The organism is Ramlibacter albus (assembly GCF_014297445.1).
GTDB lineage: Bacteria > Pseudomonadota > Gammaproteobacteria > Burkholderiales > Burkholderiaceae_C > Ramlibacter > Ramlibacter albus.
Genome location: NZ_JACORU010000006.1, coordinates 123289 through 136414, shown reverse-complemented (window position 1 = coordinate 136414; position 13126 = coordinate 123289). Strand labels below are relative to the sequence as shown.

The window sequence follows — 13126 nt, the reverse complement described above, 5'->3', positions numbered from 1 at the left end:
TGCATGGCCGGCACGCGCATGGCGGCGCCGCTGCATGCGCTCAACCAGGGGCACAGCGAGGCGGCGGTGGGCGTGCTCATCGCGCTGTTCGCGCTGACGCAGGTGTTCCTCGCGCTGCCCGCCGGCCGCTTCTCGGACCGGCACGGGCTCAAGCGGCCCGTGCTTTACGGCGTGATCGCGGCGAGCATCGGCGTCGGGATTGCCGTGATCTGGCCCATCTTCCCCGTGCTTTGCATCAGCGCGTTGTGCACGGGTGGCGCGACGGGTTGCGCGGCCATCGCGTTGCAGCGCCATGCGGGCCGCGCGGCGACGAGCTCCACGCAGCTGAAGAAAGTGTTCTCGTGGCTCGCGATCGGGCCCGCGATCTCCAACTTCGTCGGGCCGTTCGCCGCCGGCCTCGTCATCGACCACGCGGGTTATCGCGCCGCGTTCCTGCTCATGGCGCTGCTGCCGCTGGGCGCGTGGCTCTTCGTGCGCAAGGCGCACGAGCTGCCGCCGGTCGTGGTGCCCGAAGGTGCCGCGCCGACGCGCGCGTGGGACCTGTGGCAGGACCCCATGTTCCGCCGCCTGCTGATCGTCAACTGGTTCCTCTCGTCCTGCTGGGACGTGCACACGTTCGTCGTGCCGGTGCTCGGGCACGAACGGGGGTTCTCGGCGTCGGTGATCGGCACGATCCTCGGCTCGTTCGCGATCGCCGCGGCAGCGATCCGCGTCGTGATGCCGATGATGGCCGCCTACCTGGAAGAGTGGGCCACGGTGAGCGCGGCGATGGTGGCGACCGCGGTGCTGTTCGCCGTCTACCCGCTGATGCCGACGGCGCTCGGCATGGGCGTGTGCTCCGTCCTGCTCGGGTTCGCGCTCGGCTCGGTGCAGCCGATGATCATGAGCATGCTGCACCAGATCACGCCCGAGCACCGCCACGGCGAGGCGGTGGGCATGCGCATGATGGCCATCAACGCGTCGAGCGTCGGTATGCCGGTGCTCTTCGGCGCGGCGGGCACGATCGTGGGCGTGTCGGGCGTGTTCTGGGCAGTGGGCCTGATGGTCGGCTGCGGCACGGCCATGGCCGTGAAGCTCAAAGGCGGTAGAACTTCCTGATCGCCTCCCACGCGACCTGCGGCTCGTCCGCGTAGTGGAACAGCTGCAGGTCCGCCGGCGAGATCACGCCTTCTTCCACGAGGAAGTCGAAGTCGACGAGGCGCTTCCAGTACTCGGAGCCGAACAGCACGATCGGCACCTGCTTGGACTTGCGCGTCTGCACGAGCGTGATCACCTCGAACAGCTCGTCCAGCGTGCCGAAGCCGCCGGGGAAGGCGACCAGCGCCTTCGCGCGCATCATGAAATGCATCTTGCGCAGCGCGAAGTAGTGGAACTTGAACGAGAGCGCCGGCGTGACGTAGGGGTTGGCCGCTTCCTCCATCGGCAGCGCGATGGCCAGGCCCACGCTGACACCGCCCGCCTCGTGCGCGCCGCGGTTGGCCGCTTCCATGATGCCCGGGCCGCCACCCGTGCAGACGAACAGCTTGTCGCGCGGCACCTTGTCGGCGCTGTACTCGGCCACGATGCGGCCGAACGCGCGCGCCTTCTCGTAGTAGTGGGAATTGCGCTGCAGCGCCCGGGCGCGGGTGGCCTGCGCTTCATCGCCCGACGCCTCGGCCTCGGCGACCAGCTTCGCAGCCTGTTCGGTGCTGCGGAAGCGCGCGCTGCCGAACACCACGATCGTGTTCTCGATACCGGCCGCCTGCTGCTCCAGGTCCGGCTTGAGCAACTCCAGCTGGAAGCGGATGCCACGCGTCTCGCGCCGCAGCAGGAATTCCGGGTCCGCGAAGGCGAGGCGGCTCGCGTCGGGGTCGAGCGGGAGGCCCCCGACGGCATGGGCTTGCAGTGTCGCCCAGGCGTCAGCGAGGCGGCGGTCATGGATGTTCTGGTTCGAGGCCATGGCCGGATTGTCGCGCGGGCACCAAATGCTGGGGCGAACGCCAATGTAGGACGACTCCTTTCTCCGCTATGCTCCCGCGCGGGATTGGAGGCAAGCTTTACTTGGAGCCGGTTTATCACGTCATCCTCGAAGGGCGGCAGGTCGGGCCCTACGACCGCCGCACCATCGTCGGCATGCGCATCAAGAACACCCTGACGAGCGGGCACGAGCTGCTCACGCCCGAGGGGCAGCGGCTCACCGTGGCCGACCTGGTGAAGCTGCGCCCGCGCGACAACAGCTTCAACCCGATGCGCAGCGGCAGCTTCTCGATCGTGCAGGCCACGTATTCGGCGTCGCTGCTGAAGGTGGAGGGGCGCGGCCACGACATCCCGAGCTTCAAGGACGAGATCGAGGCGCGCGTGCAGCAGGACGTGCTGCGCATGGCCGGGCGGTTCCGCGCCGGGTTCGGCTGGAAGGAAGACCGCATCAAGCTGCCCTTGAAGGACGTGGTGCATGCGCGGGTGCGCAATTCCATCGTCGAACTGTGGCTTCGCAGCGACGGGCAGGACAAGCTGCAGAAGCTCACGCTGGAGCTTTTCACGCACGAGGCCGCGGGCGAATTCGTCGAGTGGTTGCCCAATGCGACGCCGTGGCCGGAGGCGGACAGTCAGCCGGCGCCGCTCACGCCCAGCCCCAATCGGGGGCTCATGATCGCGGCGAGCGCCGCCGTCGTGGTGGTGATCGTCGTCGTCGCCGTGCTCGCGATGGCCAAGCGGGTCGCCTAGAGCGACAGCGCCAACCCGATCGGCACCGACACCACAGCAAGGGCGTTGCCCAGAAGGATCATCGCGGCCACGCGTTCGGGCTCCTGCTGGTAGCGCTCGGCCAGCAGGAACTGCATCACCGCCGGCGGCAGCGCGGCGAACAGCAGCAGCTGCCCGCGCGCGATGCCTTCCAGTTGCAGCACGTACGCCAGCGGCAGCGCGATCGCCAGCCCGATCACCGGCCGCGCGAACGCGCCCAGCAGGCCGCGCGGGATGTCCTCGCGCTTGAGTTGCGTGAGGCGCGCGCCGAGCGCGAACAGCATCAGCGGCAGCATCGCCTCGCCCAGCATTCGCATGCCGGTGAAGATGACGTCCGGCGGGCGCACGCCGGTGGCGGCGCTGGCGAAGCCGAGGGCGCTGGAGATCATCAAGGGGCTGAGCAGCAGGTCGCGCGTGCTCGCATGCGCGCTCGTGATGCGCGCGCCCAGCGAGAAGTGGATGACGTTGCTGATGGAGAAGAGCGCCACGGCGGCCGCGAAACCCTGCTGGCCGAAGGCGAGCAGGGCGAGCGGCAGGCCCATGTTGCCGCAGTTGGTGAACATGACGACAGGCACGAGGGTGCGCGGGTCCGTGTGCGACATGCGCGCGAGCGGCCAGGCGATGGCGCCGGTCACGAGGATCAGGATCGCGCCGCCCGCGAGCAGGCGCGTGTGCTCGGCCAGGTGGAAGTCCTTGCCTGCGAGCGCCGTGTACACGAGCAGCGGGGTGAGCACGTCCAGCATGATGCGGTTGAACCAGCCGTAGTCCGGGTGGCGCTTGCGCGTGTAGACGTAGCCGAGGGCGACGATCAGGAAGACGGGGATGATGACCTGCGCGATGCGCCAGACGAGGTCCATCAGGCGGCCTTCCTTCCAAGCCATCGCAGCAGCGGTTCGCGCGCCGTCGCGAGGTTCTTGTACGCCAGCACGGCGCCCGACATCGAAGCGAGCGAGTCCTGCAGGCGTTGCGCTTTCTCGGACGTGTCCACGGCTTGCGCGAGCGGTTGAAGCATCACGCGGATGGTGAACACGGCCTGCCGGTTGCCGAACGGGATGAAGGACTGCCGCTCGGCGCGCAGCCAGCAGCGCGCGGCGAATGCCTCGTCGTCCAGGTGCGCCGGCCACGGCTCGCGCGCGTGCCGCTTCGGGTGCTGGTCGTAACGGCCGGAGGGCGTGACGGTCCAGACGAAGCGTTCATAGGCATCGTTGCCGGTGACAAGCTGCACGAGCTGCTGCGAAGCCGCGAGGAGCAGCGCGTTGTCGGCGACCGTAGCGTGCACCGCGGCCAGAGGGAGGCCGATCTTTTCTTCCGGTGCCCAGTGCGAAGGCACGCACACGCACAGCCACAGCAGCTTGCCGGTGGCGCCGTCGAGGACGGCGAAGTCTTCCTCGAAGGCGAGTTCGACGGGGCCCTGGAAGGGTTCGCGTTGGCCGATGGCTGCGAGTGCCTCGGCCGGGTCGAAGCCGGCGTCAGCGAGCCGCGACTGGCCGGCCTGCACCACCGCGAGCTTCTCCGCGTACAGCCGGCTCGCGGGGTCCAGCCGCGTGAGCTGCGGCGTGCCGGGCACGAGCTTTCGCAGGCCCGGCTGCATCCGGAACGGCACGGCGACGTTGGAGAACTCGAAATCCATCGGCGGCAAAGAAAAAGGCTCCGAAAGGAGCCTTGATTGTGCTTGGGCTGGAAGCCTCAGACGCGGCGGCGATATTCGCCCGTGCGCGTGTCGATTTCCACCTTGTCGCCCTGCGCCACGAAGATCGGCACGCCGATCTCGAAGCCGGTGGCGATCTTGGCGGGCTTGAGCACCTTGCCGGACGTGTCGCCCTTGACGGCGGGCTCGGTCCAGGTGATCTCGCGCTCCACGCTGGTGGGCAGTTCGACGGAGATCGCCTTGCCTTCGTAGAACACCACCTCGGCCGGCATGCCGTCCTCGAGGTAGTTCAGGGCGTCGCCCATGTTCTCCTTCTCCACCTCGTACTGGTTGTACTCGGCGTCCATCCAGACGTACATGGGATCGGCGAAGTAGGAGTAGGTGCAATCCTTCTTGTCCAGCACGATCTGGTCCATCTTGTCGTCGGCCTTGAAGACGATCTCGGTGCCCTGGTTGTTCAGCAGGCTCTTGAGCTTCATGCGCACGGTGGCGGCATTGCGTCCGCCGCGCGAGTACTCGGTCTTCAGCACGACCCAGGGGTTGCCGCTGGACATGATGACGTTGCCGGCGCGGATTTCTTGAGCGATTTTCATAACACGTGTCTCGGGGGAGTGGGGCGCAATGCGAGGTCGAGGTGCAGGCCTCTGCGCAAAGCCCTAGATTCTACCGCGTTTGCGTACGAACTGCTCAAGGGCCGTGGCGAGCTCGGGGATGGCCCGCGCGCGTTGCGCGGCTGCCTCGGCCGTGGCCTGCCATTGCGCAGGCTCAAGGCGCGGCAAGGCTCCCTGGGCTACGCCGTTCCAGACGCGGAAGAAATCACGCAGCGCCGGCGGCGGGGCGAGCCATTCGAGGAAAGTTTCCAGCTTGGCGACGTGGGCGCCGTCGTGCTGGGGGTAGATCTGCCACACGAAAGGCCGGCCCGCCCAGATCGCGCGAACGAACGAGTCCTCGCCGCGCACGAAGTTGATATCGCAGGACCAGAGCAGGTGGTCGTAGTCGCGCTGGCTCAGCAGTGGCAGCCAGTGCACGGCCAGGTTGCCGGTGCTTGGGCGCAATACCTTGCGCAACGCTTCGGCGGCGCGTCCGGCAGTCACCAGCAACTGGGTGCGCCGCGGTCCGGCCGCCAGCTGCGCAACCAAAGCTGCGAGCGCTTCAGGTTCGTAGCAGAAGAGGCTGATGCGCGTGGCGTCGCCGGGCTCGACGCCCTGCGTGCGCAGCCATGCAACGGGATCGAACGCGGCACGGCGCGCATCGAAATCCGCTTCGCGCAGCAGGCCGCCCGTGCGCGGCGTGAAGCCGGGGTAGAAGAAGAACTTGTCGATCCCTTCGCGCACCGGCGAGCGCAAGCCGTGGCTGCGCTCCACGTAAGGCTCGGCGCTGAGGTACTCGAGGTTGAGCCACGTCGAGCCGGGCGCCAGGCGATCGATGAATTCGCCGGGCGGGTTGCAGCCGAAGGCTTCGACCACCACCTCGGCCGGATCGCCGGCGGAGCGCGCCGCGTCCCACGGCATCACCGCAACCCGCGGGTGCCCCTGCGGCGCCATCCACGCCAGCGCGGATGCATCGTCGATCCACAACCGGACTTCGTGCCCCCGCTCGCCCAGCTCGCGCGCCAGCCGCCAGCAGACGCCCACGTCGCCATGGTTGTCGATCACGTTGCAGAAAAGGTCCCAGCGCATGGCTACCGATAATAGGCAAGTGACGTCAGAAGGCCATTCCGAAGAATTGCTCGCCCAGGTGGCCGCGCTGCCCGGCCTGCCGGGCGTGTACCGCTACTACGACGCCGACGAGACCGTGCTCTACGTCGGCAAGGCGCGCAACCTGAAGAAGCGCGTCTCCAGCTATTTCCAGAAGAACCACGGCGGCACGCGCATCGGCCACATGATCGGCAAGATCGCGCGGCTGGAGACCACGGTGGTGCGCTCGGAGGCCGAGGCGCTGCTGCTCGAGAACAACCTGATCAAGACGCTCGCGCCGCGCTACAACATCCTGTTCCGCGACGACAAGAGCTACCCCTACCTCAAGATCGAGGCCGGCACCTTTCCGCGCGTGGCGTACTACCGCGGCGCCGTCGACAAGAAGCACAGCTACTTCGGCCCTTACCCCAGCGCGTGGGCAGTGAAGGAGTCGATCCAGCTGATCCAGAAGGTGTTTCGCCTGCGCACGTGCGAGGACACGGTGTTCGCCAACCGCACGCGGCCGTGCCTGCTGTACCAGATCAAGCGCTGCACCGGGCCGTGCGTCAACCTGATCACCCCCGAGGACTACCGCCACGACGTCGAGAGCGCCGAGGCCTTCCTGCGCGGCGAGACCCAGCAGGTGCTGGACACGCTGCAGGAGCGCATGATGGCCCACTCCGAAAGGCTGGAGTTCGAGCAGGCCGCCGAACTGCGCAACCGCATGAGCGCCCTCTCCAAGGTGCTGCACCAGCAGTCGGTGGAAACGGTGTCCGACAAGGACGTGGACATCCTGGCCGTGCGCGTGCAGGGCGGCAAGGCGTGCGTCAACCTCGCGATGGTGCGTGGCGGCCGGCACCTGGGTGACCGGCCGTACTTCCCGAGCCACGTCGAGGACGCGGCCGCCGTGCAGGACTTCGACGACCAGATCGACGCCGCGCCCGCGCAGCCGCTGGAGGTGCAGGTGCTCGAAGCCTTCATCGCCCAGCACTACATCGGCGTGCCGGTGCCGCCTTCGCTCATCACGAGCCACCCGGTCAGCCGCGAGCTGGTGGACGCGCTGTCGCAGCAGACCGGCGTGAAGATCGGCGCCGTGCACAACCCGCGCGAGCAGCGGCGCCTGTGGCTGGAGATGGCGGAGAAGAACGCCGAGCTGCAGCTGGCGCGGCTGCTGGCCGAGGAGGGCTCGCAGCAGGCCCGCACGCGCGCGCTCGTCGAGGCGCTGGACCTCGCGCCGGACAACCTGGACACCTTTCGCGTCGAATGCTTCGACATCTCGCACACCGCCGGCGAGGCGACCCAGGCGTCCTGCGTGGTGTTCCAGAACCACAAGATGCAGAACAAGGAGTACCGCCGCTACAACATCGACGGCATCACGCCGGGCGACGACTATGCGGCGATGCGGCAGGTGCTGGCGCGGCGCTATGCGCGGCTGGCGCAGGCGGGGCGGGATACGCCGGATGCGACGCCGCCGGTGGCCGTCGAGGCGCCTGCGCTTGCGCAAGCGTCGCCCGATGCGGCCGTTGCCGGTGAGGCGCAGCCCGCGCCCGCTCGCAAGCCGCGCGGCTCCGGCGGCGGCGCCGAACGTTTGCCGGACCTCGTGCTCGTCGACGGCGGCCGCGGGCAGGTGAGCATGGCGCGCGAGGTGTTCGCGGAGCTGGGGCTCGACCTGTCGGTGATCGTCGGGGTCGAGAAGGGCGAAGGCCGCAAGGTCGGTCTGGAGGAACTCGTGTTCGCGGACGGCCGCGAGAAGGTCTACCTCGGGCGCGAGTCCGCAGCCCTGATGCTCGTCGCGCAGATCCGCGACGAAGCGCACCGTTTCGCCATCACCGGCATGCGGGCGCGCCGCGCGCGCGTGCGCGTGGGCGGCAGCCAGCTGGAGGAGATCCCCGGCGTCGGCGCGAAGAAGCGCGCGCGGCTGTTGCAACGTTTTGGCGGCGTGCGCGGCGTTGCTTCGGCGAGCATCGAGGACATCGCGACAGTCGAAGGGATTTCGCGAGAGCTGGCCGAGGAAATCTACCGGGCCCTGCACTGAGGCAGAATCGGCCCCAATGTTCTTCACCGTCCCCACGCTCCTGACCTGGACGAGGATCTTCGCGATCCCGCTGCTGGTGGGCGTTTTCTACCTGGGGCTCAAGCCCGAGGTGCAGAACCTGATCGCGACGGTGATGTTCGTGACCTTCGCGCTGACGGACTGGGCCGATGGCTACCTCGCGCGCAAGCTGAACCAGACGTCGTCCTTCGGCGCCTTCCTCGACCCGGTGGCCGACAAGTTCCTCGTGTGCGCCTCGCTGCTGGTGCTGGTGCACCTCAAGCGCGCCGACGTGTTCGTGGCGCTGATCATCATCGGCCGCGAGATCGCCATCTCCGCGCTGCGCGAGTGGATGGCGCAGATCGGCGCGTCCAAGAGCGTGGCGGTGCACATGCTGGGCAAGGTCAAGACCACGTTCCAGATGGTCGCCATCCCCTTCCTGCTGTTCGACGGCGTGCTGTTCGGCGTCATCGACACGCTCACGTGGGGCACCGTGCTGATCTGGATCTCGGCCATCCTCACGGTGTGGTCGATGATCTACTACCTGCAGAAGGCGCTGCCCGAGATCCGCAAGCGGGTGAAGTAGGCCGTGCAGCAGCATCCCCTGGTGCGGGCCATGCCCGTCATCTTCGTCCTCATCTGGAGCACGGGCTTCATCGTGGCGCGCTACGGCATGCCGCATGCGCCGCCGTTCAAGTTCCTCGCGTGGCGCTACTTCTTCTCGGTGCTGTGCTTCGCGGTATGGGCGTGGGCCGCCGGCGTGAAGCTGCCGCAGGGTCGCAAGGAGGTGATGCACCTCGCGGTCACCGGCATGCTGATGCACGCGGGCTACCTCGGTGGCGTGTGGGCGGCGGTGAAGGCCGGCATGGGCGCGGGCCTCGCGGCCTTGCTCGTGGGCCTGCAGCCGGTGCTGACGGCGGTGTGGGTCTCCGCGCGCGGCGGCGAGGTGCAGGGGCGGCAGTGGGCCGGCCTCGCGCTGGGCCTCACAGGCCTGTGCATGGTGGTGTGGCAGAAGCTGGGGCACGGCGAGGTGAGCGGCATCAACCTGCTGCTGGCGATCGGTGCGCTGGTCAGCATCACGACCGGCACGCTGTACCAGAAGCGCTTCGTCAAGCCGTGCGACGTGCGCGCGGCGAGCCTGGTGCAGCTTTCCGCGGCGTTGGCGGTGTCGCTGCCGATCGCGCTGCTCGAAACCGAAGGCGTGCGCGTGAACGGCGAGCTGGTCGCGGCGATGGCGTGGTCGGTGCTGGCGCTCACGCTGGGCGGCAGCTCGCTGCTCTACCTGCTGATCCAGCGCGGCGCAGCGACTTCGGTGACGAGCCTGATGTACCTCGTGCCGCCGTGTACGGCGGTGATGGCCTGGGTGCTGTTCGGCGAGCCGCTCACCGCGCTCATCCTCGCCGGCATGGCGCTCACCGCGGTGGGCGTGAGCCTGGTCGTGCGGACGAAGGCTTGAGTTTCCACGGCTCGCTGCGGAAGCGCTCGGCGAGGAAGTCCACCAGCAGCCGGATGCGGCGCGGCACCTGCGGCTGGTGCGGCGCGAGCCAGTGGATGTCGGCATCGACCATCGCGTAGGCGGGCAGCACCTGCACCAGCTGCTTCGAGGCCATGAGCGGCGCGATGTCCCAGAGGCTGCGCAGCATGATGCCGCGCCCGGCGAGGCACCAGTCGCGCACGAGCTCGCCGGAATTGCTGGACAGCGGCCCCTGCACGCGCACGCGCACCTCGGCGTGGTCGCGCTCCTTCACGAGCCGCCAAACATCGAAGCGGTGTTCGTGCTCGCGCACGACGAGGCAGTCGTGCTGCGCCAGGTCCTCGGGTTTCTGCGGCGTGCCGCGCTCGCGCAGGTAGGCCGGTGAGGCGACCAGCACGCGCTGGTTGCGCGCGAGGCGGCGGCCGGTCCAGTCGGACGCGCGCTGCCCGGCCACGGACCACAGCCACACGGCGCCGTCGAAGCCTTCCACGGCAAGGTCGGGCAGCTTCTCGGTGAGCTGCAGTTCCACCTGCACCTGCGGGTACTGCTGCTGGAACTCGGCAATGGCGGGCCCCACCCACAGCCGGCCGAAACCGAACGTGGCCGCGATGCGGACCGTGCCCGTGGGCTGGCCGTGCTTCTCGCGCAGCTCCTGCTCCATCGCGCGGAATTCGTCGAGTAGCTTCGCGGCACGCTCGCACAGCGCTTCGCCCTCGGCCGTGGGCACCACGCGGCGTGTCGTGCGGTGGAAGAGCTTGAGCTTCAAGCGTGTTTCCAGCGCGGCCAGGCGCTTGGTGACGACGGAGGGCACCACGTCCGCGGCAGCGGCGGCCGCGGCCAGGCTGCCGTTGCGGCGGATGGCCAGCAGCAGCTCGAGGTCGGCACGGTCGAGGCGCGCGTCGGATTGTTGCACGGGAGGAAAGAATCGCTTGCCGGATTATTGCTTGTGGGCCGGCCGCGCGCAATGCAAGATGCGGGCATGCTCGAAGGTTTCGATACGGTAGCGGTGCAGCGCGGCGGTGTGAGCCTCCACGCGCGCGTGGCCGGCCGTGGCGAACCCCTGCTGCTGCTGCACGGCCACCCGCAGACGCATGCGATGTGGCATCGCGTCGCGCCCACCTTGGCGCGGCAGTTCCGCGTGGTGCTGTTGGACCTGCGCGGCTACGGCGACTCGGGCCGGCCCGAACCCGGCACCGACGACATCGCGTATTCGAAGCGCGAGATGGCGCTGGATGCGATCGCGGTCATGCAGTCGCTCGGCCACACGCGTTTCCAGGTGCTCGCGCACGACCGCGGCGCCCGCGTGGCCCACCGCCTCGCGGCCGACCACCCGCAAGCCGTCGAGCGCATGCTGCTGCTGGACATCGCGCCGACGCTTGCGATGTACCGCAACACCAGCGAGGCTTTCGCGCGCGCCTACTGGCACTGGTTTTTCCTGATCCAGCCCACCGCGCTGCCGCAGGCGCTGATCGAATCGGACCCGGTGCGCTTCGTCCGCAGCGTGATGGGCGCGCGGTTCGCCGGCCTTGCCGCTTTCGCGCCGGAAGCGCTGGCGGCGTACGAGCGCTGCATCGCGATCCCCGGCACGGCGCAGGCCATCTGCGCCGACTACCGCGCGAGCGCCGGCATCGACCTGCGCCATGACCAGGAAGACGTCGACGCCGGCCGCCGGCTCGCGCAGCCGCTGCGCGTGCTGTGGGGCGAGCATGGCGTCGTCGGCAAATGCTTCGACGTGCTGGCGCTGTGGCGCGAACGCGCGGAACAAGTCACCGGCCGCAGCATCGCCTGCGGCCACTACATCGCCGAGGAGGCGCCCGATGCGCTCCTCGCCGAAGCAACCTCATTCTTCAGGAGCACATGATGAGCAAAGTCACAGGCAAGAAGCGGATCGCGGTCATCGCCGGCGACGGCATCGGCAAGGAAGTCATGCCCGAGGGCGTGCGCGTGGTCGACGCCGCCGCGCGCAAGTTCGGCATCGACATCGCATTCGACGAGTTCGAGTTCGGCAGCTGGGAGTACTGCGAGAAGCACGGCAAGTACCTGCCCGACGACTGGAAGGACAAGGTGGGCGGCCACGACGCCATCTTCTTCGGCGCGGTGGGCTGGCCGGAGAAGATCCCCGACCACGTGTCGCTGTGGCAGAGCCTGCTGCTGTTCCGCCGCGAGTTCGACCAGTACGTCAACCTGCGTCCCGCGCGCCTGATGCCCGGCATCATCGCGCCGGTCGTGCGCAAGGACGGCAGCAAGCGCGAGCCGGGCGAGATCGACATGTACATCGTGCGCGAGAACACCGAGGGCGAGTACTCCGCCGTGGGCGGCCGCATGTACCCGGGCACCGACCGCGAGATCGTGATGCAGGAGACCATCATGTCGCGCGTGGGTGTGGACCGCGTGCTCAAGTTCGCCTTCGAGCTCGCGCAGAGCCGCCCGAAGAAGCACCTGACCAGCGCGACCAAGTCCAACGGCATCGCGATCACCATGCCGTACTGGGACGAGCGCGTGGCCGAGATGGCCGGCAAGTACCCGGGCGTGAAGGTCGACAAGTTCCACATCGACATCCTCACCGCGCACTTCGTGCAGCGGCCGGACTTCTTCGACGTGGTGGTCGCGAGCAATCTCTTCGGCGACATCCTGTCCGACCTGGGCCCCGCATGCACGGGCACGATCGGCATCGCGCCGAGCGCCAACCTCAACCCGGACCGACGCTTTCCGTCACTCTTCGAGCCGGTTCACGGCAGTGCGCCCGACATTTTTGGCAAGAAGATCGCCAACCCCATCGGCCAGATCTGGTGCGGGGCGATGATGCTCGAGTTCCTCGGCCACAAGGACGCGCACGACGCGATCCTGCGCGCCATCGAGCAGGTGCTCGACCCGAAGAGCGGCGCGCCGCGCACGCCGGACATCGGCGGCAAGGCGACCACCGAGGACCTCGGCCGCGCGATCGCGCAGGCGTTGTAATCCTCCGCCGGATTTTTTTGCGCAGTGCGTCACGACGGCGCGCAGCGGGTTCACGTCCCGCTGCGCGCTTTTTGCCACTAGAATCCGCCTCCGCTGCCTGCATCGCCGCTTCGTCGTATTGACACGCTTTGCGGCCGTGGCTCTAATCGGTCGCGATCCGGCGGACAAAAAAATTCTTCGAGAAGACACCTCTGCAACTCCTAATCCTTCCTACGAGGGGCCTGTGAACAAAACCGAATTGATCGAGCACATCGCCAAGCATGCCGACATCTCCAAGGCCGCCGCCACGCGCGCGCTGGAGTCGATGATCGGCGCCGTCAAGACGACGCTGAAGAAAGGCGGGTCGGTCTCCCTGGTGGGTTTCGGCACTTTTGCCGTGGGCAAACGCGCGGCGCGCAGCGGCCGCAATCCCCGCACCGGGGCACAGATTAAAATCAAGGCTGCCAAGGTACCCAAGTTCCGCCCCGGCAAGGCGCTGAAAGACGCGCTGAACTGACAGGCGGGACGCCCGGTGGGGTGCTTAGCTCAGCTGGTAGAGCGGCGCCCTTACAAGGCGTAGGTCGGCGGTTCGATCCCGTCAGCACCCACCAACCCAGGAGAAGGCGAACCGAGGTTCG

The 13126-nt window shown here is 68.3% G+C and carries 14 protein-coding genes and 1 tRNA gene; 9 read left to right on the top strand and 6 right to left on the bottom strand.

What is annotated here, in order from left to right:
• Positions 1-3 precede the first annotated feature (3 nt).
• Complete coding sequence (locus H8R02_RS17190) at positions 4-1098, top strand: MFS transporter (RefSeq protein WP_187082910.1); 1095 nt, start codon at positions 4-6, stop codon at positions 1096-1098.
• Here H8R02_RS17190 and H8R02_RS17185 read toward each other — a convergent pair.
• Positions 1076-1939: an LOG family protein gene (locus H8R02_RS17185; protein ID WP_187082675.1), complete on the bottom strand. Its 864-nt coding sequence runs from the start codon at positions 1937-1939 to the stop codon at positions 1076-1078. The two genes, H8R02_RS17190 and H8R02_RS17185, sit on opposite strands and share 23 nt — an antisense overlap.
• Before the next feature lie 101 nt (positions 1940-2040).
• On the opposite strand from H8R02_RS17185, the gene H8R02_RS17180 reads away from it, so the two are divergent.
• Positions 2041-2703: a hypothetical protein gene (locus H8R02_RS17180; RefSeq protein WP_187082674.1), complete on the top strand. Its 663-nt coding sequence runs from the start codon at positions 2041-2043 to the stop codon at positions 2701-2703.
• Here the strand turns inward: H8R02_RS17180 and H8R02_RS17175 are convergent.
• The 4 genes from H8R02_RS17175 to earP all read right to left on the bottom strand — a co-directional run bounded on the left by H8R02_RS17175 (position 2700) and on the right by earP (position 6048).
• A complete protein-coding gene (locus H8R02_RS17175; protein ID WP_187082673.1) occupies positions 2700-3578 on the bottom strand; it encodes an AEC family transporter in 879 nt (292 codons plus the stop codon). The two genes, H8R02_RS17180 and H8R02_RS17175, sit on opposite strands and share 4 nt — an antisense overlap.
• On the bottom strand, positions 3578-4351 hold the full coding sequence (locus tag H8R02_RS17170; protein WP_187082672.1) for a heme-dependent oxidative N-demethylase subunit alpha family protein: 774 nt from the start codon (positions 4349-4351) through the stop codon (positions 3578-3580). The genes H8R02_RS17175 and H8R02_RS17170 overlap by 1 nt, the downstream gene beginning before the upstream one ends.
• A 56-nt stretch (positions 4352-4407) precedes the next feature.
• Complete coding sequence (gene efp, locus H8R02_RS17165; RefSeq protein ID WP_187082671.1) at positions 4408-4962, bottom strand: elongation factor P; 555 nt, start codon at positions 4960-4962, stop codon at positions 4408-4410.
• A gap of 63 nt (positions 4963-5025) precedes the next feature.
• Entirely contained in the window at positions 5026-6048 is a 1023-nt protein-coding gene (gene earP, locus H8R02_RS17160) for an elongation factor P maturation arginine rhamnosyltransferase EarP (protein ID WP_187082670.1), read from the bottom strand.
• Between earP and uvrC the strand changes: the two genes are divergently transcribed.
• Genes uvrC through H8R02_RS17145 form a run of 3 tightly spaced genes read left to right on the top strand, consistent with a single transcriptional unit; the run spans position 6047 to position 9533 of the window.
• Positions 6047-8080 carry an excinuclease ABC subunit UvrC gene (gene uvrC / locus H8R02_RS17155; RefSeq protein ID WP_187082669.1) on the top strand — a complete coding sequence of 678 codons (2034 nt, stop codon included), beginning with the start codon at positions 6047-6049 and terminating at the stop codon, positions 8078-8080. The two genes, earP and uvrC, sit on opposite strands and share 2 nt — an antisense overlap.
• A 16-nt stretch (positions 8081-8096) precedes the next feature.
• Entirely contained in the window at positions 8097-8663 is a 567-nt protein-coding gene (pgsA, locus tag H8R02_RS17150) for a CDP-diacylglycerol--glycerol-3-phosphate 3-phosphatidyltransferase (protein WP_187082668.1), read from the top strand.
• Between the two features lie 30 nt (positions 8664-8693).
• Positions 8694-9533, top strand: coding sequence for a DMT family transporter (locus H8R02_RS17145; RefSeq protein ID WP_187082909.1), 840 nt, complete (start codon positions 8694-8696; stop codon positions 9531-9533).
• Here H8R02_RS17145 and H8R02_RS17140 read toward each other — a convergent pair.
• The gene (locus H8R02_RS17140) at positions 9490-10464 is read right to left on the bottom strand and encodes a LysR substrate-binding domain-containing protein (protein WP_187082667.1); all 975 of its coding nucleotides are present in this window, start codon (positions 10462-10464) and stop codon (positions 9490-9492) included. The genes H8R02_RS17145 and H8R02_RS17140 overlap by 44 nt on opposite strands.
• Positions 10465-10530: 66 nt before the next feature.
• On the opposite strand from H8R02_RS17140, the gene H8R02_RS17135 reads away from it, so the two are divergent.
• The 4 genes from H8R02_RS17135 (at position 10531) to H8R02_RS17120 (ending at position 13099) form a co-directional block, all read left to right on the top strand.
• Positions 10531-11412 carry an alpha/beta fold hydrolase gene (locus H8R02_RS17135; RefSeq protein ID WP_187082666.1) on the top strand — a complete coding sequence of 294 codons (882 nt, stop codon included), beginning with the start codon at positions 10531-10533 and terminating at the stop codon, positions 11410-11412.
• Entirely contained in the window at positions 11412-12509 is a 1098-nt protein-coding gene (locus H8R02_RS17130; RefSeq protein ID WP_187082665.1) for a tartrate dehydrogenase, read from the top strand. Before H8R02_RS17135 ends, H8R02_RS17130 begins: the two co-directional genes overlap by 1 nt.
• Before the next feature lie 172 nt (positions 12510-12681).
• Complete coding sequence (locus tag H8R02_RS17125; protein WP_187082908.1) at positions 12682-13005, top strand: HU family DNA-binding protein; 324 nt, start codon at positions 12682-12684, stop codon at positions 13003-13005.
• Positions 13006-13023: 18 nt separating this feature from the next.
• Positions 13024-13099 (top strand) — tRNA-Val (locus H8R02_RS17120).
• The last annotated feature ends 27 nt before the right edge of the window (positions 13100-13126 follow it).

Excerpts from the sequence above, each read along its gene's own strand:
- efp (WP_187082671.1), bottom strand. The coding sequence starts at position 4,962 with ATGAAAATCGCTCAAGAAATCCGCGCCGGCAACGTCATCATGTCCAGC.
- H8R02_RS17175 (WP_187082673.1), bottom strand. The coding sequence starts at position 3,578 with ATGGACCTCGTCTGGCGCATCGCGCAGGTCATCATCCCCGTCTTCCTG.
- pgsA (WP_187082668.1), top strand. The coding sequence starts at position 8,097 with ATGTTCTTCACCGTCCCCACGCTCCTGACCTGGACGAGGATCTTCGCG.
- H8R02_RS17130 (WP_187082665.1), top strand. The coding sequence starts at position 11,412 with ATGAGCAAAGTCACAGGCAAGAAGCGGATCGCGGTCATCGCCGGCGAC.
- H8R02_RS17135 (WP_187082666.1), top strand. The coding sequence starts at position 10,531 with ATGCTCGAAGGTTTCGATACGGTAGCGGTGCAGCGCGGCGGTGTGAGC.
- earP (WP_187082670.1), bottom strand. The coding sequence starts at position 6,048 with ATGCGCTGGGACCTTTTCTGCAACGTGATCGACAACCATGGCGACGTG.
- H8R02_RS17145 (WP_187082909.1), top strand. The coding sequence starts at position 8,694 with ATGCCCGTCATCTTCGTCCTCATCTGGAGCACGGGCTTCATCGTGGCG.
- H8R02_RS17185 (WP_187082675.1), bottom strand. The coding sequence starts at position 1,939 with ATGGCCTCGAACCAGAACATCCATGACCGCCGCCTCGCTGACGCCTGG.
- H8R02_RS17190 (WP_187082910.1), top strand. The coding sequence starts at position 4 with ATGGCCGGCACGCGCATGGCGGCGCCGCTGCATGCGCTCAACCAGGGG.
- uvrC (WP_187082669.1), top strand. The coding sequence starts at position 6,047 with ATGGCTACCGATAATAGGCAAGTGACGTCAGAAGGCCATTCCGAAGAA.
- H8R02_RS17170 (WP_187082672.1), bottom strand. The coding sequence starts at position 4,351 with ATGGATTTCGAGTTCTCCAACGTCGCCGTGCCGTTCCGGATGCAGCCG.